Here is a 26,007-nt window from a genome sequence, read left to right as displayed (position 1 = left end):
GATTTAGATGGAATCTCTTCCGAAGCACCTTCGCAAATATGTTGTTGAACAGAACTACGCTAAGTACACGCCTGTCGAGCAGGCGTCTTGGCGTTACATCCTTCGTCAGCTGAAAGCCTACTTGTCTGTTCACGCGCACGAATCCTACGTTGAGGGCCTTGCGAAGACCGGAATTGAAATCGAAAAGATCCCGCGCATTGAAGACATCAGCGCAAAAATCCAAAAATTCGGCTGGCGCGCAATTCCTGTCAGTGGTTTTATTCCACCCGCCGCTTTTATGGAGCTTCAATCCCTCGGTGTTTTGCCGATTGCGTCTGATATGCGCACTCTCGATCATTTGCTGTACACGCCGGCTCCGGACATTGTTCATGAAGCTGCAGGACACGCGCCGATCTTAGCGAATCCTGAATTTGCTGATTACCTTCGCCAGTACGCACAGATTTCGCGTAAGGCATTGATCAGCAAAGAAGATATCAACATGTACGAAGCCATTCGCGAGCTTTCGGATATTAAAGAAAATCCGTCTTCAACGCCTGAACAAATCAAAGCGGCTGAAGAAAAGCTTGAACGCGTTTCAAAAAGCATCTCACACATCTCGGAAGCGGCGGAACTCGGCCGCATGAACTGGTGGACTGCGGAGTATGGCTTGATCGGCGATATGAAGCAGCCAAAGATCTTTGGTGCTGGATTGCTTTCAAGTGTCGGCGAAGCGAAGTGGTGCCTCAGCGATAAAGTGAAGAAAATTCCTCTGAGTGTGGATTGCATTAAGCAGGGCTACGACATCACGGAACCACAACCGCAGCTTTTTGTGACTCCTGATTTTAAAACTCTCGTGAAAGTCTTAAACGAAATGGCCGATCAAATGGCCTTCCGTAAAGGCGGTATCGAGAGCGTGCAAAAAGCCATTCGTGCAGAATCTGTAAACACCGTAGAATTAAACTCCGGCATTCAGATCTCGGGCGTGGTCGTGGAAGTGATAACGCCTCCGCATCCGTCACAAGAAGTCGCTTACTTGCGCTTCCAAGGTCCTTCACAGCTCTCGTTCAAAGATGAGCAGCTGCATGGCCAAGGACCTGACTATCACGCGCACGGCTTTGGCACGCCTGTCGGTAAACTTAAAAAATTCCCAAGCATCTGTCCTTCTGATTTGTCTGACAGCCAGTGGGATCAGCTCAATGCAGCTCCGGGCAAAAAAATGGATCTTGAATTCACCAGCGGCGTTCATGTCACCGGCACTTTCAACGGCCGCTTTGAGCAAGATCGCAAAACCGTTTTGCTTTCATTGACTGATGCAAAGGCGACTCTTGGTGATCGCGTCTTATTTGATCCTTCATGGGGGACCTTCGATATGGCGATCGGTTGCACAGTCACTTCCGTCTTTGGCGGAGCTGCGGACCGTGAGGCCTATGGTGAAACCGATGACTTTGTTGCGGCTCGCGTGCCACAACGTACATACTCTGACGAAGAAAAGCTCTATCACTCTCAGTACGCAAAAGTGCGTGAGATCCGCGAAAAGAATCTTCAAGGTGCAGAGCTCGAAAAAGCCCTGGCTCCCGTGATTGAAACTCACGATCAGAAGTTCAAACACGATTGGCTGTTGAAGCTTGAGGCCTTTGAACTAGTTTCGAATCGTGCCAAAGGGGCTGCGTTGGAAAAGAAACTCCATGGCGACCTTGAAATGCTTGCTCAAGACCAGAAACTCACTTCCATGATCAAGGACGGTTTGACACATGCGCAGCTTTGAAGTTCGCATCGTGCTTGTGCGCACGATCTATGAACGCAATGTCGGCGCGACCTCGCGTGCGATGAGCAATATGGGATTTGAAAAGCTCATTCTCGTCGATCCCAAGTGCGAACTGACTTACGAAGCCCAGCAAACGGCCGCCACCGGCCAAACCGGTTTGCAAAACCGTACAACCTACGCCAACTGGGATGAATTCCTCGCGAAAGAGCCTGAAAGCATTAAGATCTGTTTCACCGCGCGTGACGGCCGTGGCCGCCAAGTACGCGATATCGATGACGTCCTTCAGGACATCCGCGAAAAGTCGCCGCAGTTTCAAGTGACCAGCGATGTTCCTTATGTTGTGCACTTGGTTTTCGGCCCTGAAGACTGGGGCCTCAGCGCCGACGATCTTGAAATGGCAAACTTCTGCGCGTCTCTTCCGACTTGGGGCGAAAACTGGAGTTTGAACCTTGCTCAAGCCACCTTGCTTGCGATGTTCTCTTTGCGCAAAGCTTGGGGCGGCAACCGCACGAAGCTTGAAGGATCAGACGAAGACCGCCGCGCCACTCAAGGAATTGAAGGCATTAATCCTGATCAGACATTAAAGAGATGGCTTCTAGAAATGGGTTTTGATCTATCAAAGAAGCGCATCAACGTTTACACAGTTCTTCGCCGCATGCTGATGCAAAATACTCCGACCAAAAAAGAACTTGTGATTCTCGAGACGGTCTTGCAACAAAGCATCCGCAAACTCGAAGAATACAATGAAATGCGCAAAAAGCTTAAGGGTTAAACTGGGCACGCACCACATCCATCAGGGGTGCGTTCTTATTCATTTCTTTGAGCTTTTCGTTCAAAAAACGATACCACTTCTTTCCCTCTTCACAGTCACGGACCGCCATGTATACTGGGAGCTTCGAAAGTGGCTTTTCTTTATCGTAAACGATTCCTTGAGCACCGCTACTCTTCAGCGCTGACAACCCCGAGAACTCTTCAACGAGAAACGCATCGATGCGTTTCTTTCCGAGCTTAGTGAAATTTATTTCGTCACTCGGTGCAGTCTCAAAATGCACGCCTTTGGTTTCAAGAATTTCTTGGGCGTAAGGATATGCATTTGTAATTCCCACGATTTTCCCTTTTAAGGATTGCATGGATGAATAGTGATCTCCTTTGCGATAAAACAAGTAGTCGCGCTTTTCATAGAAGTTCACAGTTTTCAAATAAGTATCGCCGAGCGGCTCCGGCCCTACGCCGGGAAACAGAATGAGAGCTTTTTTATTACGGAAATAATCAAAGGCACGATTGCGCGGCAATAACATGATTTCAACTTCGACGTCGGTTTTCTCGAAGAATTTGTGAATGAGGTCGATAAAGACGCCTTTATTCTCACTCTCCACCATCAGTGGGATGGGGTGAGTGACAAAGATGACTTTCTCTTTCGCCGAAACGAAAAAAGGCACAAAGCAGATAATGATTATAAATAAAAACCTCATTACATACTTGTGCCAAACAAAACGGATAAGATCACTTCAATTAATTTTTTAGAGGCACTCCGTCGCGGTGATTTCGAAACTGCGCTCACCTGTTTTTTCGAACTGAGAGGTGCAAGTTTTCTTAGTGATTGTACCTGTGGACTTTTTTATGAACTCAACATTGCTCACAAGAGAAAAATGATTGTTTCCCGTCACAGTTGAAAACTGAGGTGTCGACATTTCCCCAACGCTCGAGCCTTGAGCTGTAGCCACTTCCAGGACCGCATCTTCGTGCATAATCATCGCTTCACTCAAACGATTCGCATAAACAGGCAACGCAAATAACAACACTACAGCCATCAATTTTTTCATCGGGTTTCTCCTTAAGAGCGAACCTTATACCAGAAAACAGGCGCGACTTGAGTAGCCCTTGAAAAAAAGACAGTGATGTTCAGGGATTGTACAATGTGGACTATTTCTTGAGGATCTCAGTCTCGAAGAACCGCTTTTCGAAACGGCGATAAGACTCAAGGCGAACTTCAGAACCCAGAACGACTTTCATACGTTCAAGACTTTCCTTTTCGAGATTACGCATCTTCTGCACGCCATCTTTGACGTAGTCCGGATGGATATTTTGCTTTTTGTCGTTCAACTCTTTAATCAAAGCGCTCGACATCGACAGAACCTGAATGGACTTGTCCTCATCCACGCGCCATGTTTTCAACAAGTACGTCGAGGCAGCTTTGTAAAGCTTTTGCTGATAATCGGGATCCTGGTATGCAGCCACATAACCCGCAGTATAGATAACTGCGTCTGTATAAGTATCTTTCACGTCACGAACCTGAGGCGGATTAAACTTACGCTTCTCAAGATCTTCCTGACGACGGCGGCTTTCTTCTGCAGCGAGCGTACGCATCGGATTTTTATCCGACGTCACACGATTGTAGGTTTGCAAACCGAGAATAGACACCATGATACCCGCAGTAATACCCACGGACATCCAGCGGATGTTTTCCTTCTTCTTCTTTCTTGCCAAAGAAGCGGATTGTTTAGGCTGTTTCGTGCTCTCGGTAAAGGACACAGCCTTCCCTTCGAGGGTCTCTGAAATCCCATCAAAGATTTGGCTTGAAACTTGGTCCCACTTCGCCGGCTCAAGAACCTTCGCGATACGGGTTTCGATGACAACGATAATATCTTTTACGATGGACTCTTTACGGCCCATGATTTCTTCGAGCATCTCTTGCTCAAGCTTCTGCAGGCGCTTGCTCATTTCAAGCTGCGCATCATGCAGACTTTGCTCGGACTCTTTAATCAGCTGTGTTTTGTCTCGCTCCAAACGCTCTTTGATCTGAGACTTATGAACCACAAGCTCATTTTCCATGATACGTTTCTGATCTTCAGCTGCTTGGATATCGAGAGTTTTATGCCCGATCAAATCCTGCAACTCTTTGTTCTTTCTTTCCAGAGTCTTGCTGTCGCCATATAGAACACCGATTTGGTGTTCAAGATCAGCAGCCGCTTTTTTCTGGTCACGAATCTTTTCTTGCAGAGCTTCATCCTCAATACGAGAAGCTCCCAATGTTCTTTGCATTGCTTCGACTTCGACTTTGAACTTCTCATGCTCTTCTTTGACTTCAGCCAGGCTGATTTCTGCTTCCTCTTGATCGCCGAGAGCTTTTACTTGCAGCTCTTCCATCTCTTTTTTGAAATGCTGGATCTGCTTCTTCTTATCATCGATAGCTTCAATAAGATCTTTAAGCTCGTTTTCCATCTCGCTACGAACTTTTGCGAGCATGTCTTCCGCCTGCTGTTGAGCAGACGTCAAAATATCCTGAGATTCAGCCTTGGCGCTGACAACAAGGTCTTCTGCTTCGATTTCGGCTTTTGTCAGAGCTTTTTCATAGGCGTCGTGCTTAATGAGATCCGCCTCTTTGCGGGCTTCCTCAGTAATAGCGTCAGCTTCAACACGGGCCTCATCACGAAGCTTACGCGAGAACACATCCACTTCGTCACGCATTTCCTGAGCAAACTGACGAGCTTGAACCAGCAGCTCTTCGCCTTGTTTTTGGAAATTCACGATGATTTCATCAGCGTGTCTATGGGCTTCAGAAACTTTCTTTTGATAGTAAGAGTCCGCCTGCGACTGTCGCTCGCGGGCCTCCATATAAATGCTTTGCGCACGCTTTTCAGCCTGTACTTCACCTTCATAGATAATTTGCGCCGCTTTCTTATGGGCATCATGAAGGATTTTTTCACCTTCAAATTGCGCCGGATTGCTGCTGTAGTTATTTGCTTGATTCTCTTCACGCACCGGTGTTGAGCGAATCTCGCGGCGCACTTCTGCTTTTGGAGTTTCCTGCGGATTTTGAGCCACGCCGTTCTGATTATTTGCCTGAGAAGGACGCTGTGCTTGGGGCGCTGCTGTCTTATCTTTGTCTTTCGGCATCAGAATCGGCTGAAAGGCCGCCGGGTTAAACGCAGATGAAGGCTGCTGCGCTTTTTGTTGCGGAGCCGCTGGAGCTTTCAAAAGCTCCGTAGCATCAGCATTTCCCGCCGGAGCTGCATTTTCATCGCGCTCTTCAATTTCAAGAGCAATACTTAAAACGTAGTCGGACTTCCCTACACGAATGCGGTCATTCGCTACGACATTAACAAGGCTGTTTTGAGCAATACGGACGTTATTGACGAAAGTACCATTCGAAGACCCTTTGTCCTCGATCCAGATATGCTCCTGGCGGCGGTGCACGACAATGTGCACACGGCTGATGCTGTCTTCCTGCAACGCAATCGTACAGTCCATAGAACGACCAATCGTGAACGAATCTTCGTTCACGACCTTGGTCATTACTTGGTCCTTGCGATGGACCGTGACTGTATATTTGCAGAACGTCTTTAACATCTCTTAGTTTCCCAATTACGAAGCTTTTGGCTTACGCACCTCAAGCATCTCACGTGTTCTTTGGCCTTTGCTGATCTCCTTATTCAAGGCATCTTCAGCAAGAGCTTCTACTGCATCCTTGTGTTCGTCGAATGGACGCTCATCAGAAGGATAAGTATTGTTATCACTACGATACCATAGAAGATCCATAGAGCTTTCAAAACGGTCGATCATAGAAACGTAAGCTCTTTCTGGCGACATCATAGTATTCAAAATATGAGTCGCAAGAGAGAACACGATACCCACGATCGAAGATTTCATCGCAAAAGAAATCTCATGGAGGAATTTATCCATGATGTTCTTAGTTGCTTCCAAGTCCTGAAGATTCATACCGCCCAAGTCACCAAGACCTGTCGCGATACCGATGAACGTACCCAGGATACCGGCAACAACGAAAAGACCCGGCAAGATAGAGATAATGTCATTCAAACCCTGCATTGGGATGATGCCGAACACACGGTTAAAGCAAGGATTGTGGTGGAACGTTGCTTTCGTAATGTTCAACAATTTTGGCGTCTCTTCAGTCCATTTCAAGAACTTCACTTGTTTCAAGATATCTTTCACCAACCAAGCGCAACCTTGCTTAATGAGGAACAGGCGATCACTCCAGCTCATCACCGCATCTGGCTTTCTGCGCTTCATGCGATCGCGGATCTCGAAGACTTCATAGTAGGTTCTTTCAAGCATTCTTTTAGAAAGAACATAGAAAGAAACATCGTGGACTTTTCCTGGAGTTTCAGTCTCCATGAAACGATTCACACGTTTTTCGAACTCGCGCGCGAACCACTCATGACGGCGAACCGTATAGTAGACCATAGCGCGGAAGAAAACGCCGACAACGAAGACGCTCGCCATTACATATGGCAGACATAATATAAAATATTCTGCGATAGTTTTTCCGTCTAACACCACACACCTCTTTTATTTCTTTTGATCCACATTAAATCTGATGATAACTCTTTGCGCCTTTTTACAATCGTTCTGCTTACAGAACTCATTGGCATTGGCGACATTTCTGGTATTCACGTTCATTACTTCCAAGAAGGAACGACCGGAAACCTTCATCAATCCTACTAACTCTTTTTGATGCTCAAATCTCAGGTTATTGTCGTCGAGAACGTATCCGAAGATGGCATTCGCACGACGGTAACTGAGGTCCATATTATACTTGATGGCTTGCTTATCTTCAGGCTTCTGACTCTTTGGATCGATGAAACGACCTTTATAAGTCGGTGACGCAAAACCCACGATCTCAACCGCAGTAATTTTGTCTGAGATCTTAGGATTTCCGAACAAAGACTTCGAATAGATTGGCATCGCTTTTTCGAGGACGTTCTTCATTTCATTTTTCAGATGATCCGAGTCGCTATCGAAATAAGCTTGACCGAAATCAAGAACGACATCGCCCGTCTCCATGTCGATATCCGCCTTGATTCCCGCCTTCGCAAAACCTTTTTTAACTTCGTCAGCTACAGAACGACGAGCTTCGATCTCAGCCCGTGCTTTCGCCAACTGACCTTCGGTGTCTTTCAATTGGCCGCCCAAAGCCGCCATCTTGCCACCAAACTCTTTTTCTTTCGCTGCCATTGCCGCTTTGAATTCACCTTCACGACGAGCACGTTCCGCCGCACCCATAGCTTTATTACGGCCTAACTCAGCTTCGAATGCTGCTTTTTCGCGAGCTTTTTCAGCCGCGAAGCCAGCTTGCATCTGAGCCAGTTTAGCTTGACCTTCAGCCGCTTGCTTTTGAAGGGCGCCATAAAGACCTTTAACTTCGCCTTCTTTTTTATCCAACAACCCTTGAGTCGCAGCCAATTGTCCTTGAGTATTCGTCAACGCAGTATTTGTCTGATTCAACTGCTCATTCGTCTGAGCGAGTTGAGCATTAGCTTGTTTCAACTGACCGGCAGCTGCTTCCAATTGCTCATTGTATTTTTCATTTGCCAAAGCCAACTGATTCACGCGCTTGTCATTTTCAGCTTTAACTTGAGCAAGTCGCATGTTGTAACGTTCACGAGTGATCTTGTTCGTGCGAAGCGCTTGCTTCAACTCAGCCTGCTTAGATTTTAAGTAATTATTAGCTTCGTCGATCTTTCTTTCACCCTCAGCAATGAGAGCCTTTTTTTGCTGAACGTCTTTTTGAAGATCAGATATTTCACCCTTTTTAACTTCGATCTCTTCGTCCTGATCTTTAATTAAGTCATCACGATTAACGATCTTAGACTTCGCCATCTTATTGGCGTTCATTACGTTACGCACCATCTGCTGGTACTTATTCAAAGCTTTCACTTTGCCATCGTTAGCAAGAGCTTGCTCGATGAGTTTGTCCTTCTCGGTTTTTGCGTCCTCTTGCAACAGCGTGAGTTTGTCCATCAACTCTTGGTACTCTTGAACTTCGTCTTTCGGGGCATTGTTCATGTACTCGTTTTTTACGTTCTCATACATTTTGAGCTGACCTTTTAACTCTTCCACTTCCATGGAAAGTTTCTGGCTCTCAACCTGTGAACGGATGGCATCAGTGCTGGTGCGAAGACTAGAGATCACATACAACAGCAAGAAGATCGTACTAAGACCCAAAAATAGATCCGAATACGACGTCCAAAAACTGTCGTTAGAATGTCCTTCTTTATTTTTATGATAATTGAATGACATCTCAGCCAACTCCATTAAATGCTAAGCGCAGTCACAATAACCGCTATCATGCCTAACGGCTTTCCCACGTGGGAACTGGAGTCTGGGTGGCGTAAAATCACAACTTTGCGCACCACCCTGTTGGCCGAAAAAAAACAAGCCTGGAGTATCGTCCAGGCTTGTGCAGGTATAAATTTGTCTAGATGGAATTATGGCTCAGCCAGGAACTCTTCTTGGCGAAGTCGAGTCCATTTAATCTTTTCGTCCAGTTTGCTAAGTTGTTCACTCAGGACCTGGCCGATATCGCTCAATTCGTTAATACGTTTGAGAGTCTCTTCGTCTTGTCCACCGACAAGACGGATGCTTTCGAGCTTGGCCCCGTTGAGTTCGAGTTCCTTATTCAAGGACTCTAACTTTTGGTTCAAACGCTTACGATCATGACTGAGGGCTTTAATGATTTCGTGAAGTTGGTCAAGGTTCAGGATTTCTAACTTCCCTGTTTCAAAGGCGCTGTCTTCCTGATCCTCGCCCGCGATGCTCTCCCAGAAGAGAGCCCATTCGTTCTTTAAATTTTTAACTATCGATCTACTACCGTCGTCGCTCATACTTTACTTAAAAACTCCTAAAAAAAGGTGAGTGCTCACCTTTCAGCCATTATAGCAGAGTCGCTCCCCTGCGCCTACGACAGCTAAGGGCCAGAAATGAATGCGATGCATCGTCAGGTTTTAAACGAATATAAGCCTTCTTGGGTTAAACAAGATCGCTGCTTTCCGACAAATGACCTTCAGCGTATGGACTTGCGTCCTGTAAAAAGTTCAGGCCAAACGTCCAGTGGTCAGTATATCAGCCCCAAATGACAGTGTTTGCGGGTTTTTCACCTGAAGGCGCTCGCGCATTTCACCAATGCTGATTCCCTCAGTCCACGAGCGGCCGCCTTGGGCACCGACCACCACCGGAGCGGTGAAAATATAAAGCCTGTTTACTAAACCGGCCTTCAAGAAGTTTGCTGCCGTCAATGGTCCACCTTCCACCATCACAGAACGAAGCCCGTGATTCCAAAGATTCTGCAAAAGATCTTCGAGGTTCAAACTGCCGTCGGCGTTTTCTTGCACCTTCACGATTTTGGCAAAAGGCAGGTCCCTAGAGGAGTTTTTCACCGCGCTCACACACCAAAAAATATTTTCTGGTTTATGCAGCCGAGTGATCTGCAACTGGGAGGCCTCATGCAACAAAGTCCCGCTTGGATCAATCACCACCACGCGGTTGTCTTTTTGAATTTCAGGATGACGGATATTTAAAGACGGATTGTCGTGCTGAACCGTCCCCCTTCCAACCAGCGTTGCATCATAACAAGCCCGAAGATAGTGAGCATACTCCCGCGATTTTTCATTCGTGATCCACTTACTCTCTCCGGTTTTAAGTCCGACTTGTCCATCGAGGCTCTGAGCGATCTTCAGCGAAACGAAAACTTTCTTCTCGCGAAAGTTCCAGAGGAATGCTTCGCAGACTTCTTCGAGTTCATTTTTAAATTCAGGATGGGCGTCTGAGAAAACTTCAGTCTCGATCCCGGCAGCCTGCAAGATCGCAGCACCTTGACCGGCAACAAGTGGGTTCGGATCGACAAGACCAAACACGACTTTCTTGATTGGCAGCTTTGCCATCATCTTTGCGCATGAAGGCGTTTTTCCTTCGTGCGCACAAGGCTCGAGTGTGACATAAACTGTGGCCCCACGAAGCTGTTCGATGGAAAGATTTTTCAGAGCATTCACTTCCGCGTGTGGACCGCCATAAAATTCATGATGACCACTTGCTAAAAAGTTTCCTTCAGCATCTAAAACGACGGCTCCAACAAGAGGATTCGGACTGACTCTTGTCGCCCCTTTGTATGCTTCTTGTATGGCCATTTTCATGGCTTGCTCTGGAAACAGTTTCATGGCCGCAAAACTACTCGCACTTCGTGGCCTTTTCAAGACTTTATCATGAAGCATTCAAGACCCCTTCCCATAATTGCCCCTGGACCCTAACAGGAGGAACCCATGAGAAAATTTGTGACACTAGTTTTGGCTTCATTGATCGTTGGCTCAACACCCGTTCTGGCCGCGGAGATGAATGCAGAAGAAGCTCCATTACCAAAGGTATTAACTGATCTCGGCATCACCTCAAAAGACTTACAGGATGTCGATTCAAAAGTTGTTACTGAGAACTCTACCAAGGGCGAAGTAGACATGATGAGACGCTATCGTCGCTACTGCCCACGCGGCTATCGTTTAGAGGCCTATCGTATTCGTATCGGCCGCTTCGTGATTGTGCGCTATCGTTGCGTGAGAGATTACCATCGTGGTTGGCACGGTCAGCAACCTGTGGAACAACAATCCGTTGAACCACAAATTATCGAATAAAACTTACATGCCACTCGGCTGAGTTTGCTGCGGTGGAAGACTGCTGCTGCGACCAAACTTTTCGCTGTTCCAATCCGGGAGTGACGCCATCATGGTCGTCACTTCTGTCTTAAATTGTGCGAGGCGATCTTGTGGAATTGGCTCCGCAGATGGAAACTTCTTTCCGAGCGGATCGATGTAACGGCCGCCTTGGAAAAATTCAAAGTGCAAATGCGGGCCCGTTGAAAGACCCGTGTTGCCGGAATATCCAATAATCTGACCTTGCTGAACACGAGAGCCACTGTGAATACCCTTGGCAAAACCACTGAGATGCTTGTAAGCGGTTGCGTATTCTGAATTGTGACGGATGCGGATCATTTTACCCGCGCCACCGCGAACTCCCGCTTCGGCAATAACTCCATCGCCGACTGCACGGACTGGAGTTCCCACCGGAGCCGCGAAATCGACGCCCAAGTGCGGACGATTGTATTGCAAAATCGGATGGAAGCGTTTTGTACTGAATCTAGATGAGATGCGTCCGTAACGAATCGGACTCTTTAAGAACATGCGGCGAAGACTTTGGCCATCTGGAGAATAATAGCCGGACTCAGTATCGCTGGTGCGATAAAGAATACCTACGAGCTTTTGATTTTCATTTTCATATTCAGCTGCCAAGATGGAACCCCAGCCGACCGGCTGGCCTTTGACGAACTTCTGCTCAACTGAAAGTCTCCAACGGTCATCCGCTTGAACTTCACGCGAGAAATCCATTTGCCATGCGAACACTTCGGCAAGATCCGCGATCAAGTTCGGATCCATCTTTGCTTCAGCAGCAGAGCCCCACAAAGAACTTTTCACAACACCGGCGAATGTGACGACTTTGATTTCAACTTTTTCGGTGATCTTCTGAGCCGTCCACTGATCATTCACTTTATGAACTTCCAGCATTTCTGTCGGCGAGAAATGGAACTTAATTCCCGTCACTTCAGAAGATTCGTCTTTTGGATTTTTGTAATAAAGCTGAAAGCGCGTGCCCGGCTTGATGCGGCCAAGATCGCTGACGGGTTTCGCTGCTTGCACGATTTGGTGAATCACTTGCGAACTAATATCCATTTCACCAAGAACGCTGCCCAAAGTGGACTTCGGCGGAATCTCGTAAGGATAAAGCTCTTCGAGCGAAGGCAAAATATTTGGCGGTGGCGGAGCCGCGGCCACAGGGTTTTTAATCACTTCGTCATTAAATTGGAAAAGAAAAGATCCTCCCCAACCCAAACAAAGCCCACACACCACAATCGCGGTCATTAAATAAACATTCTTTGTACTCACCTGTCCATTATAGGCAAATAAATACACGAACGTGAAGTCTTCTTTCCTAAATTTTTCTTAAATCGACTGATAAAACTCGAGAACTTTTGGATCAACAATGATGGAACGCGGATTCCATCCAACTAATTTGAGTCCTTCAGCAGTGCGCAAGCGGCTCAGTGCCACATACGCTTGTCCTGGCTCCCACAGTGAGCGCAGATCACACCAGACTTCGTCGAGCGTTGCTCCTTGAGATTTGTGAATTGTTGTCGCGTAAGCAAGTGTTAGCGGAAATTGAATCACAGTGGCCGTCACGTTGCCTTCAGCATCTTGCAAACTGAAGGTGGTCTTATCAACATTTACTTCGCGGCCGCCATCTTTGCGCACAGTGATTTTATCCATCTCAATTTTTGTAACAGTACCGCGTGTTCCGTTAATCCAGCGTTTTTGCGGATCATTCTGCAGGAAAATGACTCTGCAGCCGATTTTCAGCGTCAGTTTTTGCGGCACTGGAGCCATTTTCATGAGGGTTTCAATAAACTTTTCAGCACCAATGTAAATTGAATCAATCGTGACTTCGACTTCGTTGATTTCGCCGAGTTTTTTTTGATTGAAGTTCTCAGACATATCACGACGACCGAAGAGTCTCGTCCCCGTATCTTCTTCATCGTGTGGACGCACTTTTTCAGACAGGAAATCAAAAACTCTCTGCGTGACTTTGCCATAGCGGACATCCGCCAGCACATCGAGGAAATAATTGTCTTGCACGCGCTGATTGTGTGAAAGCTGGCAGACTTGAAAGCCACTGCGCTGCCAAGTTTCGTTGATAAAGGCCCAATCACGCGGCCCAGAGCGCGTTACCGGCGGGAGCTGTGCGAAATCGCCGACGCTGATGACTCTCATTCCGCCCCAAGGAAGCTTCGAATCACGGGCCTTTTGCGCAAGGGCTTCAGCAATCATCAGAGCCGCACCTGGAATCATCGAAATCTCATCGATGATCACTCCTTCGACTTTTTTCAAGCGATTCAGAAGGCGATGGTCTTTGCAGCAACGCTCATAAGTGGCGTCGACGCCGCCCTCCATAATGCCGAGGCCAAAAAAGCTATGGAACGTCCGTCCCCCCAAAAGCACTGCAGCAGCGCCTGTGGAGGCTAAAATAGGCGTTTGTTTTGGATCCAGCTCGCCCATAAAATGGCGAATCAAATAGCTTTTACCGCTTCCGGCGCCGCCAGTAAGAAAAACGTTCTCCCCCGAGCGGAGAATTTCTAGAGCGTGTTCTTGTTCTGCTGAGAGAGCGATATCCATGACTTTCCTTGCTAGGACTGCCATACTACGATAAGATGGCTCACTTGACTATAACGCAGGAGCTAGAGGTCGTAATGAATCCTGGAACGAAATACATTCAATTCACTTCGAAAACTGAAAACCCACATTACGAAGGTGTATTTGATATCGGCCCCCAGGAGCTGAAAGATAAATTAAATGAAGTAAAACTAATTGATGTTCGCCAACCCGACGAATACACGGGCGAACTCGGCCATATCGCCAACTCAGAACTGATGGTCCTCGACACCTTGCCAGATAAACTCAATGCAATTCCGAAAGACAAAACGGTTGTGTTTATCTGCCGCAGTGGAGGTCGCTCTGCTCGCGCCACCGCTTTTGCTTTGATGAACGGCTTTCAAAGTGTGTTCAATCTCCAAGGTGGCATGCTTCTCTGGAATGAGTTGCAATTGCCTACCCAAAAATAATACTGCACAAGAAAAGGATTTTTTTCTTCTATGACTGGAAAAGTCTACGTAAACAGAACGCTCAATCTCAAAAGAATTCGTTACATCGGATTCGATATGGACCATACGTTGGTTCGCTACAACAGTGAAAACTTCGAAAGACTTTCTCACACCACAATGATCGATAAGCTCATCCGCGGTAAAGGTTATCCGGAGGCTTTGCGCAAACTTCTCTTTGACTACAAGTTCGCGATTCGCGGTCTGGTTATTGACCGCCAAAAAGGCAACTTGCTTAAATTGAATCGCTACACGGCGATTCGCGCGAGTTACCATGGTATGAAGCCTTTGGATTTCAAAATCCATCAGAAGCTTTACAAAAGCACTTACATCGATTTGTCGAACTCCAACTACATGGCGATCGATACGTCGTTCTCAATTTCTTTGGCTGTGTTGTTCGCACAGATCGTTGATTTGAAGGATAACGATAAGTCTAACACTTATCCCGAGTATGCTCAGATCGCTGACGACGTGTTGGATGCTTTGGATGAAGCTCATCGTGATGGCTCGTTGAAAGACGAAGTTAAAAAGAACCTCGCTCACTACATCATCAAAGATGAATCTGTGGTGCGTGGCCTCGAAAAGTTTTTGAAGCACGGAAAAAAGATCTTCGTATTGACGAACTCTGATTTCCACTACTCAAAGCTTTTGCTCGATTACGCGATCAATCCGTTTATGAAAGACGGTAAAACTTGGCACGATCTTTTTGAAATCGTCGTGACTTTGGCTTCTAAGCCTAAGTTCTTCTACGAAGATCAAAAATTTCTTGTGGTGAATCCTGCTGACGGCACGATGACCAACCTGAACAACAAGTTCGGTCCTGGCATCTACCAAGGCGGCAATGCGAAGAAATTCACTGAAGATCTTGGCCTGAACGGTGATGATATTCTTTATATCGGGGACCATATCTACGGTGACATCCTTCGTTTGAAAAAGGACTGTAACTGGAGAACCGCGATGGTGATCGAAGAGTTGGCTGAAGAAATCGCCAACAACAAAGAGGCTGAGCCTACGAATCAGGAAATCGAAGTTCTGATGCGTAAGAAAGAGCCTCTCGAAGATGACCTCACTGAGATGATGACAAAGAAAATCGAAAAGCACGCCGACGTGAACGAGGCGGCGATCGAAGGTTTGCAAAAAACCATCTCTGAAATCGATGCACAGATCAGCTCACTCATCAAAAAGCAACAGGCTTTGTACAACGATCACTGGGGCCAATTAATGAGAGCCGGCAACGAAGAGAGCTACTTTGCATATCAGCTCGATCGTTACGCTTGCGTCTACATGACGAAGATTTCGGATTTGCTGGAGCTATCTCCGCGCACTTACTTCAGAGCGCCGCGAAGACCGCTGTCTCACGAATTGTACTAATACAAAGCCGGGTTTCGACCCGGCTTTTTTTTTGACTAGTCTATTTTACTGAGGGAAGTTGATTGGGCTAGGGGAAAATATGCTTAGACTACTTTCTATTTTATCGATCACTTTTCTGCCAAGGACTTTGATCGCGGCTAATGCGCCTCCAAAAATCTTTGTCGATAAAGGGGCTTGCCCATTTGAGTGCTGTACTTATCGTGAATGGACCACTGAAAAGGATACGGATCTTTTTGATAGTGTCGATGGTAAGAAAAAAGTTGGCAAAGCAAAAAAAGGAGAGAAGGTCACCGCACTCACAGGTGAAGTACATACTATACCAATGAAAGTCAAAACCAATGAAGGAAAGGAACTCTATGTTCTAACATCTCAAGGTGAAGGCTTCTGGAAGGTGTGGGAGGATGGCAAGGTCGTAGAAAACGTAACCGAAACTTGGCAGACAGAAAAACCTGTTCAAAGCACTTGGTGGATTCAAATAAAGCTCAGTAATGGAGTCACAGGTTGGACCAAAGAATCAAAGAACTTTGGCAATAAAGACGCCTGCGGATAAAGCTTTTTGCTTTTTAAGCCCCTCGAAAATCCTCGCCAAACCCTCGAAAACACAAGCTTGTTGTTACCTAAAGTATTTACCTGGGTGTCCATTTCGTGGTCAATCCCGGGGGTGCTCCCCTGCAATTGGCTCGCATGCGGTGGTGGCCCTGCGATTGCTATTATCTCCCCTATTAATCGTGGCTAGGACCGGCCCATTTCAAAAACCCTTGCGAGGTATGTATGTTCAAAGTTTCTGCGGCTCTTTTGAGCCTGTTGGTGGCGCCGTCGTTGTATGCGCAGACCACGTGTAAAAATCCGACCCTTCATGACTTCACCGTCTATAGCATCGGCAATATCGATGTTCAGCAGTCTGACTATCAAGGCATGACTGGTGCCGGTGGTTTTATCTTGGCTCGTAATTTTCAGTTCAATTCAAATCCTGCGAATTGTTTAGCTGTTGCTGCTGGTGGCGATCTTGGTATTTCTTCTGCAGCTATCAATGGCAACACTGAGGCCGGTGGTTCTGCGGGTATCAACTCTACGGGTGCCCGTGGTGATGTGGTGGCAAAAGAAGCCTTCATCAATTCATCGAGTGTTCGTGGCAACCTCGTGACTGTTCAACCTGCTCGCGTTCAGTACTCTGGCGTTGGCGGTTCACGCAAGCGCTCGGCTCGCATCAGCCTTCGCGCAGATCACAACCAGATTTCAAACGAACTTCGTCTTGAGAGTTCTTATTTGAAATATCAAACTCCGAACAACTCGATCAAAATTACGGGTTCTGACGTAGTGATCTCCTTGAAGCCAGGCGCAAACGTTCTGACGTTCTTACGCCCTGCTGATTTGAATAACGCAAAAAGAATCTTCATCACAGGTGACTCTACTTCAACAGCGGTGATTAACGTTCCGGGCGACCAGATTATCTTGGATGGCCAAGATGTAATCTTGAGCTCTACGATTCGCGTCAGCAACATCACTTGGAACTTCCATGAGACGAGCTTCTTGCAAATCACTCATACCCACAACGGTAAATTGGGTATGCCAGGGATCGTGATGGCGCCAAATGCATTGGTTGTTTTCAATGAAGCTCTGATCACAGGTGCTTTATATGCAGGTGAAATCGTGACCAACATGACAGATTCTACTCTGAATGCGGGTCAGGTGAATATCGAGCCAAATCCAGCTCCAACACCAACGCCCACTCCGGCGCAACCTGCTCCAGCTCCAAAGCCTAACTAATTTTATTTTTCGATTGTGAATACTTGGGACCAGTCCGATTTGCTGGTCCCTTTTTCTGCACGGACACGCCAGTAGTTTCTTCCCTTCGGAAGAAGTTTTGTGACGACCAACTGATTTTCACGAACGCTTGTCGTATAGACAATCTCTTTAAAGCCTTCATCTCCGGCGATTTCAAGACGATAGATTTCAGCTTTTTCAACCGCACCCCATTTAAATACGATCGGGTCCTGCGTTCCATTCAACGAAACTAAAGACACTCCATTTGGCGGGAGCTTCGGCAGAGGCACCGGCAAATCGTTCTTCGGCGCTGGTGGCGCTTCGACAACACGCACTTCAGGAGTCGGTCTTGGTTTTTTTGCCACCGGAGGCGGCGGTGTCACCGAGGCCGGTGCACGCTTATCAAATTTCAGTGTGGCGGTTTTCGAGAATTCACTGACTTGTTCTCCGTCAGGTCCAATGACCGCGACCTTCACATAGTAATTGCCACCCTCAACCAAAGAGACATTGGCCGAATTGCGATCCGTTTTCAGATCGACTTTGCTTGGCAAGAAATTCTGATTGTCAGCAACGAGAACTTTGTACGCCGTCGCACCCGGAACTTTATCCCAAGTCACAGGCACTGATGTCGCTGCTGCATATTCAGCACGCGTCTTTGCTTTCACTTGATGGGTCATTGTTTTCTTAAGACCCGGCGCCGGCAAACTCATTTCCAAAGTCGCGGTTGCAGAATATTCGCTCTTCGCAGAGCCTGCACCATTCGCGCGAACACGCCAATAGTAACGACCCGGTCGTGCCGCATCCCAGTAGGCCTGGTTTTTAGCAAGGTTACGGCTCCAATCTATTTTAGAGAAATCTGCTTTGCTTGAAACCTGGACTTCATAGGTTTTTGCGCCTTTGATTTTGTCCCACACCAAAGAAGGTGGATTGCTCAAAGACTTGCTATCAGAAGCAGGACCTCGTCTGCCGCCAGCTTTGAATCGCAGAACGAGCTTCTGATTACCTTTACCAACATTAGGTATCTGCAACGCTTTCGGATCTGGCTTCGCAGGTTTTTCCACTCTTGGCACAACTGTCGGTGCCGGTGCAAACGCCGCGACATTCTTTTCCGGTTCTGGCGGAGGCGGAATTGGAGTCGGCGTACTCGACGCGAAGACCGCAGGTTTTTCAATAGTCAAACGACGTGGCTCAGTCCATTGAGTAAAGGTTTTCTCATCACCTTCACCGCGCACGCGCCAATGGAAATCACCAACCGGAATATTCTGAGGAGTCGTCTGTGTTTCATCGACTACAAAGTCGCTCAGAAGATGTTCAAAGGATTTATCAAAAGACATTTGGAAGCGATACTTGGTCACGCCATGCTTAGCCTGCCAGTAAAAACGCATCGCTTTACCCTCTTGAGAATTCATATTGCCAAAAGGATAAATCATTTGCGGCGCTGTCTTTGTAATTAAAGTAAAGCGTACGGGTTGTAGCACTTCAATGGCTTGACCGTCTGTTCTGCGGACAATTCTGTAATAGTAATCACCTTCGCCCGGCATCTTATCTGTCGACAACGGTGAACGTGGTGATGGAGTTTCCATCACGAGATCACGGAACTCCGGATCACGTGCAACCTCTAAAAGATCGTCTTCACCGGTGTGCCCAGTCCACTCGAAGCGGAAAAGCTCTTGCCCTGAGATCCAAATTTTTTGTCCATTGGCTGGTGTCCGAGTGCCAAATGTCTTTGCTTCTTCCTGAAGGAAACGCTGATTCAAGTAGTAGCCACCACCAAAGAATACAAACGCAAAAATAGCCATGATCAGCGCTAAACGCTGAGGCCATTTCGCAGGCTCTTGATTCTGCGTATTCGTATTCAATGACGGATTACTACCCATGTTGCCCTTTCAACAAAAACAACTTTGCCTCTCCTTTATCGGCGCCTCCAATTTTATATAAATCCGCATTTAGGCGAGTGCGGTCAGAACTGGTCCTTTTATCGTTGCCCCTTTATTTCGAAAGTCCAGGAAACGGTTATAAAGCCATTCAGTTCGAACAGAAACGCTCCGATGAGGGAAGCGTGAAAACACCATTAGCTTTATTTATTCTATTTCTCAGTATCTGTCCGCACTCCGTGAGCTTTGCGCAATCAAAGCAGGGAGCGGCTAATTCTTCTCTCGAAGTCGAGTGGTATCCACCCGAAACTGAGAAAGGCCGCACGCCCGATCGTGCTCGCGTGGTCGTCAGCGGACGCACCACCGCCAACTCACGCATTCAAGTTGATGGCGAAAGCGTCACGATCATGAATAAAGTAACCGGGGCCAGCAATGCAAAAATCGATAGCCGTGAGACGCGTTCAAACTTTGAGGGATTCTTTGAAGTCGCCTTAGAGCTACCACAAGGTCTGGCCCAGATCCCGATTCAAATTACCACCGGCGATCGGACTCAAAAAACTTTCATGATTTCTGTCGACGTAAAGATCGTGAAGAACAATATCGATGAAGTCAGGATTAACAATACAAAGATCTCGCGTAACAAACCTCCAGCAGCGGCAAAACGCTTCCGTCTGTGGGCTGGTGCCGGCTGGACTTATCAGAGTTATAATCAAAGCACGACAGGCTCGCCTGATTTACAGTTTTCGACGGTGCAAGCTCCGGGCGTTGTGTTGCGCGGGGGTTACTGGGGTGAAAAATTCGGCCTCGATCTTTATTTCCGCGATGCCCCTGGAAAGATTACGGCAGATCCTCCTCTGACAGTGAAAACAGATTCTTATCACTGGCGCACTCTCGAAGCGAAAGGTCTTTATCAATTTGATCGCGGACCTGGCAGCCGTATGATGGGTTTACCGAGCCAGTGGCAGCTTCGCTTTGGCGCGCAAAAGCATCAAGTGCCTTACTTGAACATCAATGCCAGTAATGAGATCAGCGTATCTGATGTGGATATTACAACCGCGACATTGGGTATTGGTCTTCTTTTAGGGCAAGAACAAAGCTGGTCCTACGAGTTCGCATTGGGACTGCAACAACCAATGTCTGCTTCGGCTGCTGACGGAGATTTTACTCTCTCTTCGAAGATGGCTTATGAAGTGCAGATAGGAGCAGCTTACAAATTTGCTCCCAATTGGCGTTTGGGTGTGTTCTCTTACACTCAATCTCTGGACTACACGTATGATTATAAGCCAACTTCATCTACCACGAAGAGCGGGCAACAGAAACTCTTCTACACCACTTTCGATCTCCGCCTCGGATATGAGTTCTAAGGCGGCATTTTCTCACTCTGAGACACGAGTAAACGAAAAAATGTTATCTGGCTCTCGTCGATCACACCATTTACTTATATACTAATAGGACGACCATTTTTATGGGCAGGGGGATGCCATGAAAAGATCTATCACGCGGCAAATTGCCGCCGCGGCAGTATTCATATCTTGTGTCGCTCTATTTCAGAATTGCGGTCCCGCAAAAGTCTCTACCAGTGATGTAGGTGTTGTGGGCTCGAGTGCTGATCTTGGATCTAGCACTCCAGACGCTCCTTCTTCCACTCCGATTCCAGCATCGACGCCCCCTGTTTCATCTACTCCGGTTGCAATGGCTGCGGCTTTTAGCGCCTCAAAGACGACTTTGGATTTTGGTAACGTGGCGTTTGGAGATACCAGCGCCCAACAGGTTGTCGTCGTGACAAACACTGGAAATGCTAATTTAACTCTGACAAGAACTCTGGTTGGCGGGGATTTCTCTCTCTCGAATACCGGCTTAACGAATGCTTGCACCAATAATATTTCCCTGGCGCCAGGACAAAGCTGCAGCCTTGGGGCCCGATTTTCGCCCTTTGCTACCACTGGTGCAGTTACAGGAATGATTCGTTTCAATTCAAATGCACCCAACTCACCGCACTTGATTCAGCTAATGGGTAATAGCACCTTCTTCTAAGAGGAACTCATGACAGCTATGCTTCGCGCTTCTCTTGTAATAGTCGCGACTGTTTGTCTCTTTATGTTGTTTCAAAACTGCGCGCCTGCCAAAGTCTCTTCCACTGGAGCCGATTCTTCGGGATCCGGTGGCAGTACTGATTTGGGTTCCAACTCTCAGGAGCCCGCTTCAACGCCCGCGCCGGGAGTTTCACCCACACCGACTCCGATATTAACTCCGACTCCGGCAGCAACACCAACGGCAACGCCGATTCCAACCGCTACGCCAACACCGACCCCGACACCAGTTCCTGCGCCGGCTGTGATGGCGTCAGCGACCTCACTTAATTTGGGTGACGTTGGCCTTCTGGACCGAAGTAAAACTCAAACTGTGATGTTAAAAAATACGGGCACCGCCACGCTGACAATTTCCAGTAGAGTCGTCATTGGCTCAGGATTCTCAGTAGATCCTTCGACGGCGGTGACAACATGTGGATCTTCACTCGCCGTCGGACAAACTTGCTCGATCGGGATTTACTTCACAGCTCAGATGTTTGATAAGAGCACAGGCATGCTTCGCATTACGACGAATGCACCCAACTCCCCTCTGCTGATTCAGCTCGAGGGGAATTGTCCGTTCTTCTAACTATTTCTTGGTACGGGCTTTCTTAACTGGTGGTTTCGGCAAACCCGGAGCCGCCAGATTCGGATATTCTTTCACTTGCGGATTATAAGCCGCTTTCTTTTTCAATTCCTTCATAGCTTCTTCAATCGCGCGCGCAAGCTGTGGATCACGACCGGCTTTGTAATCCTCCGGCGTATATTCGACTTCGATATCTGGATCGGTCCCGTAGTTCTCCACTCCCCAGCCCACATCCTGGAACCAGTGACTGTACTCAGGCTGAGTCACTGACGTCTTATCACGCAAGCTGTACTGCATATTAATCCCGATCACGCCACCCCAAGTGCGTTTACCGATCAGCTTTCCAAGCTTCATCAATTTAAAACTGTGCGAGAAGATATCTCCATCAGATCCCGCCAACTCATTGGTCACAGCCACAATCGGGCCACGCAAAGAATAGTGCGGATAATAACTGCGCGTCGAATAACGAGTCTCACCAACACCGATCGGCTTTTGTGCCAAGATTTTCAAAATATGCTGAGACACGTGACCGCCGCCGTTGAAACGAACGTCGACAACCAATCCGTCATAACCAAATTCGGTAATAAAGAGGCGATAGAACTCTGCATAGCCCCAGGGGCCCATGTTCGGAATATGCACGTAGCCTAATTTTCCCTTAGAAGCGGTGTGAACGTACTCGCGATTCTTTTCGACCCAGTCACGATAGATCACATCTCCCTGACGGCTCAAAGTTTTCACTACAACATCTTCGAGATCCTTCTTGCCTTTGCGTTTGACGGTCAATAAGACTTCGACCTCATTTTGATTCTGCAGGCAGGAATCGATGTCCATAGCATTATTGAAACCATGACCATGAATTTTATGAATCTCATCGCCCTCGGTGAGCTGCACGCCTGGAGCCAAGAGTGGTGAATCATTGCCCGGCCGCCAAGAATCGCCACGGTAGATACGAGAGATTTTATAAGACTTCGTTTTATCTTGGAACTGCAACTCACAACCGAGCAATCCCAAAATGTTGTAAGTAGGGCGGCGATAATACTGACCACCGGATTCATAAGCGTGGCTTGTACCGAGGTCGCCCTGCATTTCCCACATCAGGTCTGAGAACTCTGCACGTGTTTTCACACGCGCAAGAAGTGGCAAATAGTTGTTATACGTTTTTGCCCAGTCTACTTTGGACATATCTGCCCGCCAGAAGTGTTCTTTCTGCAAGTACCAAGCTTCACGATACATCTGCTTCCACTCTTCGCGCGGATGGATGTGCAAACGGACGCGGCTTAGATCAATCCAGCCGTCTTTTTTGCCGACGTTGTGTTCTTTATTTGGCTTAGAACCTGTGCCGACCAGACGCAAATCACTGCCTGTGCGATACAGTAAGTGATTGCCTTGAGCGCTCACTTTAAAACTGCTGACATTTTCAGCCCAACGCTCTTCTTTATTTTCTTCAAACTTAAATGCGCAAAGAGCGTAGTCTCGGTCCCAACTCCAATGCGAAAAATCCCCTTCCGCTTTGATTTCTGCCATTCTATAGAGAACACCGCCTGGAATCGCACGAATTGAATCGTAAGCTTTCAAATCCACCGGGAAGGACATGATACGGTGATCAATACCATCGAAATCAATTTCGATGTCTTCGGGCTCTGAGGCCTTCACTGGCTTTTTCTTTTTGCTTGCAGCCTTATCGTCATTTTTAGCTTGATCAGGAATCGGCAAATTGCTGACACTAGCCTTAAACGGATTCGGCGCAGTCTTCGTCAAAGAAACCACGTACGGCTTCACCGCGAATGGGAAACCTAAGTCAAAGTGAGTGGCATTGTAGATTGGATAAAACTCACGCACACTCAAGAAATACAGGTACTGTCCATCAGGACTGAAACTCGGTGATTCATCTGCAACAATAGGAGTAATCAGCAGCTGCGCTTTCTTTGTTTTTGTATCATAAACGTGGATTTCAAAATTGCGGCGAGTTTCTACCGCGATGGTGTACGCGAGGTAGCGGCCGTTCGGCGACCAGGTCAGATCCGAAGCTCTGTGAACACTTGAGCGCTCAACCAGAGTTACCTTCTGAGTTTTCGTATCCATCAAATAAAGTTCATTTCGGTTATTGGCAATCGCCACCAAATCTTTTTTCGGATTGCAGCGCATGGAGCGAACCACACCCCAGTCATGCTTTTCAGCCATGACTTTCATTTTACGAGTCGCCACTTCACACTGCACCACTCTGTCAGACATTTGCGAGTTATTACCGACCATGTACAAGTACTTGCTATCGTGTGAATATGTCGGATTTGAATAGCGCACATCACGCAGCAAATCCCACTCGATCACCGGACCATCAAACACCGGCATACTGAAACCATGACCACGAGAAACAATGAAAAGCTCCTGCAGATTTGGCGCAATCGCATAAGAATCCAAATAGGATTCGGCATTTTCAAAGCGCGGCTGGGCTTGAATTCCCGGTGTGGGGCATTCGATCACGACCTTTTGCTCTTTACCGTTAGAGAGGTCATAGTAGTAAATATCCGCGCCTTTTTGATAGACGAGCTGCGAGCCATCAGTGTCCATAAAGCGCACGTAATAGTCTTCATGATTTGTCAGACGCTTCAAACCCTTGCCGTCCAGTTCACAGCGATAGACATTGGCAGAACCTTCATGATCAGAAATAAAATAGATCTGATTATTCACCAAACGTGGTGACGACAAATTGGTTTTGAGATTTTTCAAAATGCGCTGGAATTTATCTTTGCTGTTTTTACGAGTCCAAATAACACCTGCAGTTCCGCCCTTATAACGTTTCCACCGAGCAGGATCTCCATTCTTACGGCCAATCATCATCGCGCCGCTTTTACCGTAGGCACACATCAAAGCTTCGCCCAAATCCAGCTTGCGATAATTTTTCTCGAGGAGATCAAACTCATAGACTTCATTCACGCCGTAAGTTTGAAAGCTGCTTGAGAACATGATGGTCTCTTCGTCTTTCCAGCCGATCAGGGACGAGATATTGAAATGAATCAGGTGCTGAGGAGTTCCGCCTTCGACTGGAATCAGGTAAAGACCCATTTGGCCTTTGTCATTGCCGATATAAGCAATACGCTCACCGTCCGGAGAAATTTTCGGAGACCGCGCTATACCAATGTTGGCTGTCAGGCGCTTCGCAAGACCGCCTTCACGCGTGACACTCCACAAATCATCGTCTGAAACAAAAACGATGGTGTCATGGTGAATATGAGGTTGTGAGTAATAGCCAAGATTGTCGGACATAGACTTCCCTTCCGTAGTAAGTTCTGGAAGGAATATCTAAACATGGCCCCATTGCCCTGTTAAGGACTTTTAAGGGGCGTTGAAAAGAACCAAATAGTCGCGCTCGCCGACTTGGTCCATCAAGCCTTCGTAGAAGCCAGGCTTCGATTTTTTGCGATAGACGAGGCGAGCTTTTTGTTCTGCCATACAGCCCATGGCACCGATCCCATCGCGATCGTTCGAACCCATTACGCACTTGATTGGCATGTCGGCCTCTTGCTCCGGGGAGCGCGGGAAACCCATGATCGAAAAACTCATAGGCGTCAGATCTGATTCTTTACGAATTCTGTCCACAGGATTTCCCTGCAAACGCTGAGAAGCATAAATGCTTGGCACAATTACAGCCATTCTCAAACCCTGCTCACGGGCTTTTTTAGCGCCTTCGATAAAACGCGTGACGTCTGCTTTAATATCCAATTTAACAGCGCTCGGAAACATCTCGGAAGCAAATGGAAGTTCAGGGTCGACAATCAACGCCTGGTATTGGATCTCAGGAATTTGGCTTTGCTCTAAGAAAGCCTTCCATACTTCGAGGTCCATTTTACGGCCCGGCATCACGCCAAGCATCAGAAGCGGAGCGCCTTTGATCTCTTGATTCAGTCTCAAAATAATTGCGTCTGACATCTTCGCGGGCCCGCTAAAATGACTGTAAGTGATTTTAGGAATGCTCTTAGGTTGGATGCCAAAATAAACCGAGAATCCGATACCACAGAGAAGAACAACCGCCGCTAGAATTCCGTACAAATATTTCATAATTAGGGGGTTAACACCTCCCCTGACGGTTAGCAAGCTTGGGGTTAAGAAAC

Annotated in this window: 22 protein-coding genes; 10 read left to right on the top strand and 12 right to left on the bottom strand. The window is 47.3% G+C overall.

The window, feature by feature from the left end; translation table 11 throughout:
- The first annotated feature begins 7 nt into the window (after positions 1-7).
- Together JSU04_04095 and JSU04_04090 are read left to right on the top strand one after the other, a co-directional pair.
- On the top strand, positions 8-1,744 hold the full coding sequence (locus JSU04_04095) for an aromatic amino acid hydroxylase (protein ID MBS1969459.1): 1,737 nt from the start codon (positions 8-10) through the stop codon (positions 1,742-1,744).
- Entirely contained in the window at positions 1,731-2,516 is a 786-nt protein-coding gene (locus tag JSU04_04090) for an RNA methyltransferase (protein MBS1969458.1), read from the top strand. Before JSU04_04095 ends, JSU04_04090 begins: the two co-directional genes overlap by 14 nt.
- On the opposite strand, the gene JSU04_04085 is transcribed toward JSU04_04090, so the two are convergent.
- The 7 genes from JSU04_04085 to ribD form a co-directional block, all read right to left on the bottom strand.
- Positions 2,506-3,216 (bottom strand): transporter substrate-binding domain-containing protein, encoded by a 711-nt coding sequence (locus JSU04_04085; protein ID MBS1969457.1) that lies wholly within the window; start codon positions 3,214-3,216, stop codon positions 2,506-2,508. The two genes, JSU04_04090 and JSU04_04085, sit on opposite strands and share 11 nt — an antisense overlap.
- Before the next feature lie 48 nt (positions 3,217-3,264).
- The gene (locus tag JSU04_04080) at positions 3,265-3,567 is read right to left on the bottom strand and encodes a hypothetical protein (protein MBS1969456.1); all 303 of its coding nucleotides are present in this window, start codon (positions 3,565-3,567) and stop codon (positions 3,265-3,267) included.
- Between the two features lie 100 nt (positions 3,568-3,667).
- The gene (locus JSU04_04075) at positions 3,668-6,094 is read right to left on the bottom strand and encodes an FHA domain-containing protein (protein ID MBS1969455.1); all 2,427 of its coding nucleotides are present in this window, start codon (positions 6,092-6,094) and stop codon (positions 3,668-3,670) included.
- Between the two features lie 15 nt (positions 6,095-6,109).
- Entirely contained in the window at positions 6,110-6,988 is an 879-nt protein-coding gene (locus JSU04_04070) for a hypothetical protein (protein ID MBS1969454.1), read from the bottom strand.
- A gap of 66 nt (positions 6,989-7,054) precedes the next feature.
- Positions 7,055-8,785: a microtubule-binding protein gene (locus tag JSU04_04065; GenBank protein MBS1969453.1), complete on the bottom strand. Its 1,731-nt coding sequence runs from the start codon at positions 8,783-8,785 to the stop codon at positions 7,055-7,057.
- Between the two features lie 188 nt (positions 8,786-8,973).
- Positions 8,974-9,369: a hypothetical protein gene (locus JSU04_04060; protein ID MBS1969452.1), complete on the bottom strand. Its 396-nt coding sequence runs from the start codon at positions 9,367-9,369 to the stop codon at positions 8,974-8,976.
- A 210-nt stretch (positions 9,370-9,579) separates the two neighbouring features.
- A complete protein-coding gene (gene ribD, locus JSU04_04055) occupies positions 9,580-10,698 on the bottom strand; it encodes a bifunctional diaminohydroxyphosphoribosylaminopyrimidine deaminase/5-amino-6-(5-phosphoribosylamino)uracil reductase RibD (GenBank protein MBS1969451.1) in 1,119 nt (372 codons plus the stop codon).
- Between the two features lie 102 nt (positions 10,699-10,800).
- Between ribD and JSU04_04050 the strand changes: the two genes are divergently transcribed.
- The gene (locus JSU04_04050; protein ID MBS1969450.1) at positions 10,801-11,163 is read left to right on the top strand and encodes a hypothetical protein; all 363 of its coding nucleotides are present in this window, start codon (positions 10,801-10,803) and stop codon (positions 11,161-11,163) included.
- A gap of 3 nt (positions 11,164-11,166) precedes the next feature.
- Here the strand turns inward: JSU04_04050 and JSU04_04045 are convergent, their stop codons facing one another.
- Together JSU04_04045 and JSU04_04040 are read right to left on the bottom strand one after the other, a co-directional pair.
- Complete coding sequence (locus tag JSU04_04045; protein MBS1969449.1) at positions 11,167-12,468, bottom strand: peptidoglycan DD-metalloendopeptidase family protein; 1,302 nt, start codon at positions 12,466-12,468, stop codon at positions 11,167-11,169.
- A gap of 57 nt (positions 12,469-12,525) precedes the next feature.
- Positions 12,526-13,776, bottom strand: a complete 1,251-nt coding sequence (locus JSU04_04040) for an AAA family ATPase (GenBank protein ID MBS1969448.1) — start codon at positions 13,774-13,776, stop codon at positions 12,526-12,528.
- Between the two features lie 50 nt (positions 13,777-13,826).
- Here JSU04_04040 and JSU04_04035 point away from each other — a divergent pair, with 50 nt between their 5' ends.
- The 4 genes from JSU04_04035 to JSU04_04020 all read left to right on the top strand — a co-directional run bounded on the left by JSU04_04035 (position 13,827) and on the right by JSU04_04020 (position 17,372).
- Complete coding sequence (locus JSU04_04035; GenBank protein MBS1969447.1) at positions 13,827-14,198, top strand: rhodanese-like domain-containing protein; 372 nt, start codon at positions 13,827-13,829, stop codon at positions 14,196-14,198.
- A 30-nt stretch (positions 14,199-14,228) separates the two neighbouring features.
- On the top strand, positions 14,229-15,605 hold the full coding sequence (locus JSU04_04030) for an HAD-IG family 5'-nucleotidase (GenBank protein MBS1969446.1): 1,377 nt from the start codon (positions 14,229-14,231) through the stop codon (positions 15,603-15,605).
- A gap of 79 nt (positions 15,606-15,684) precedes the next feature.
- A complete protein-coding gene (locus JSU04_04025; GenBank protein MBS1969445.1) occupies positions 15,685-16,155 on the top strand; it encodes a hypothetical protein in 471 nt (156 codons plus the stop codon).
- A 221-nt stretch (positions 16,156-16,376) separates the two neighbouring features.
- Positions 16,377-17,372, top strand: a complete 996-nt coding sequence (locus JSU04_04020; GenBank protein MBS1969444.1) for a choice-of-anchor A family protein — start codon at positions 16,377-16,379, stop codon at positions 17,370-17,372.
- 2 nt (positions 17,373-17,374) lie between these two features.
- Here JSU04_04020 and JSU04_04015 read toward each other — a convergent pair whose 3' ends face one another.
- Positions 17,375-19,246 (bottom strand): hypothetical protein, encoded by a 1,872-nt coding sequence (locus JSU04_04015; GenBank protein ID MBS1969443.1) that lies wholly within the window; start codon positions 19,244-19,246, stop codon positions 17,375-17,377.
- A gap of 182 nt (positions 19,247-19,428) precedes the next feature.
- Here JSU04_04015 and JSU04_04010 point away from each other — a divergent pair, with 182 nt between their 5' ends.
- From JSU04_04010 to JSU04_04000, 3 genes are all read left to right on the top strand, one after another.
- The gene (locus JSU04_04010; GenBank protein MBS1969442.1) at positions 19,429-20,607 is read left to right on the top strand and encodes a hypothetical protein; all 1,179 of its coding nucleotides are present in this window, start codon (positions 19,429-19,431) and stop codon (positions 20,605-20,607) included.
- Positions 20,608-20,725: 118 nt separating this feature from the next.
- Positions 20,726-21,277 (top strand): choice-of-anchor D domain-containing protein, encoded by a 552-nt coding sequence (locus JSU04_04005; protein ID MBS1969441.1) that lies wholly within the window; start codon positions 20,726-20,728, stop codon positions 21,275-21,277.
- Between the two features lie 9 nt (positions 21,278-21,286).
- Entirely contained in the window at positions 21,287-21,901 is a 615-nt protein-coding gene (locus JSU04_04000) for a hypothetical protein (protein ID MBS1969440.1), read from the top strand.
- Here JSU04_04000 and JSU04_03995 read toward each other — a convergent pair whose 3' ends face one another.
- Positions 21,902-25,162: a PDZ domain-containing protein gene (locus JSU04_03995; protein MBS1969439.1), complete on the bottom strand. Its 3,261-nt coding sequence runs from the start codon at positions 25,160-25,162 to the stop codon at positions 21,902-21,904.
- A 69-nt stretch (positions 25,163-25,231) separates the two neighbouring features.
- Positions 25,232-25,954 (bottom strand): hypothetical protein, encoded by a 723-nt coding sequence (locus tag JSU04_03990; GenBank protein MBS1969438.1) that lies wholly within the window; start codon positions 25,952-25,954, stop codon positions 25,232-25,234.
- Positions 25,955-26,007 lie beyond the last annotated feature (53 nt).

The organism is Bdellovibrionales bacterium (genome assembly GCA_018266295.1).
Classification (GTDB): Bacteria; Bdellovibrionota; Bdellovibrionia; order Bdellovibrionales; family Bdellovibrionaceae; genus JACMRP01.
This window is presented reverse-complemented; position numbering and strand designations above follow the sequence as displayed.

What these genes read in the sequence shown, in the direction of transcription:
- JSU04_04095 (MBS1969459.1), top strand. Translation starts at nt 8, where the DNA reads ATGGAATCTCTTCCGAAGCACCTTCGCAAATATGTTGTTGAACAGAAC.
- JSU04_04090 (MBS1969458.1), top strand. Translation starts at nt 1,731, where the DNA reads ATGCGCAGCTTTGAAGTTCGCATCGTGCTTGTGCGCACGATCTATGAA.
- JSU04_04085 (MBS1969457.1), bottom strand. Translation starts at nt 3,216, where the DNA reads ATGAGGTTTTTATTTATAATCATTATCTGCTTTGTGCCTTTTTTCGTT.
- JSU04_04080 (MBS1969456.1), bottom strand. Translation starts at nt 3,567, where the DNA reads ATGAAAAAATTGATGGCTGTAGTGTTGTTATTTGCGTTGCCTGTTTAT.
- JSU04_04075 (MBS1969455.1), bottom strand. Translation starts at nt 6,094, where the DNA reads ATGTTAAAGACGTTCTGCAAATATACAGTCACGGTCCATCGCAAGGAC.
- JSU04_04070 (MBS1969454.1), bottom strand. Translation starts at nt 6,988, where the DNA reads ATGGCGAGCGTCTTCGTTGTCGGCGTTTTCTTCCGCGCTATGGTCTAC.
- JSU04_04065 (MBS1969453.1), bottom strand. Translation starts at nt 8,785, where the DNA reads ATGTCATTCAATTATCATAAAAATAAAGAAGGACATTCTAACGACAGT.
- JSU04_04060 (MBS1969452.1), bottom strand. Translation starts at nt 9,369, where the DNA reads ATGAGCGACGACGGTAGTAGATCGATAGTTAAAAATTTAAAGAACGAA.
- ribD (MBS1969451.1), bottom strand. Translation starts at nt 10,698, where the DNA reads ATGAAACTGTTTCCAGAGCAAGCCATGAAAATGGCCATACAAGAAGCA.
- JSU04_04050 (MBS1969450.1), top strand. Translation starts at nt 10,801, where the DNA reads ATGAGAAAATTTGTGACACTAGTTTTGGCTTCATTGATCGTTGGCTCA.
- JSU04_04040 (MBS1969448.1), bottom strand. Translation starts at nt 13,776, where the DNA reads ATGGCAGTCCTAGCAAGGAAAGTCATGGATATCGCTCTCTCAGCAGAA.
- JSU04_04035 (MBS1969447.1), top strand. Translation starts at nt 13,827, where the DNA reads ATGAATCCTGGAACGAAATACATTCAATTCACTTCGAAAACTGAAAAC.
- JSU04_04030 (MBS1969446.1), top strand. Translation starts at nt 14,229, where the DNA reads ATGACTGGAAAAGTCTACGTAAACAGAACGCTCAATCTCAAAAGAATT.
- JSU04_04025 (MBS1969445.1), top strand. Translation starts at nt 15,685, where the DNA reads ATGCTTAGACTACTTTCTATTTTATCGATCACTTTTCTGCCAAGGACT.
- JSU04_04020 (MBS1969444.1), top strand. Translation starts at nt 16,377, where the DNA reads ATGTTCAAAGTTTCTGCGGCTCTTTTGAGCCTGTTGGTGGCGCCGTCG.
- JSU04_04015 (MBS1969443.1), bottom strand. Translation starts at nt 19,246, where the DNA reads ATGGGTAGTAATCCGTCATTGAATACGAATACGCAGAATCAAGAGCCT.
- JSU04_04005 (MBS1969441.1), top strand. Translation starts at nt 20,726, where the DNA reads ATGAAAAGATCTATCACGCGGCAAATTGCCGCCGCGGCAGTATTCATA.
- JSU04_04000 (MBS1969440.1), top strand. Translation starts at nt 21,287, where the DNA reads ATGACAGCTATGCTTCGCGCTTCTCTTGTAATAGTCGCGACTGTTTGT.
- JSU04_03995 (MBS1969439.1), bottom strand. Translation starts at nt 25,162, where the DNA reads ATGTCCGACAATCTTGGCTATTACTCACAACCTCATATTCACCATGAC.
- JSU04_03990 (MBS1969438.1), bottom strand. Translation starts at nt 25,954, where the DNA reads ATGAAATATTTGTACGGAATTCTAGCGGCGGTTGTTCTTCTCTGTGGT.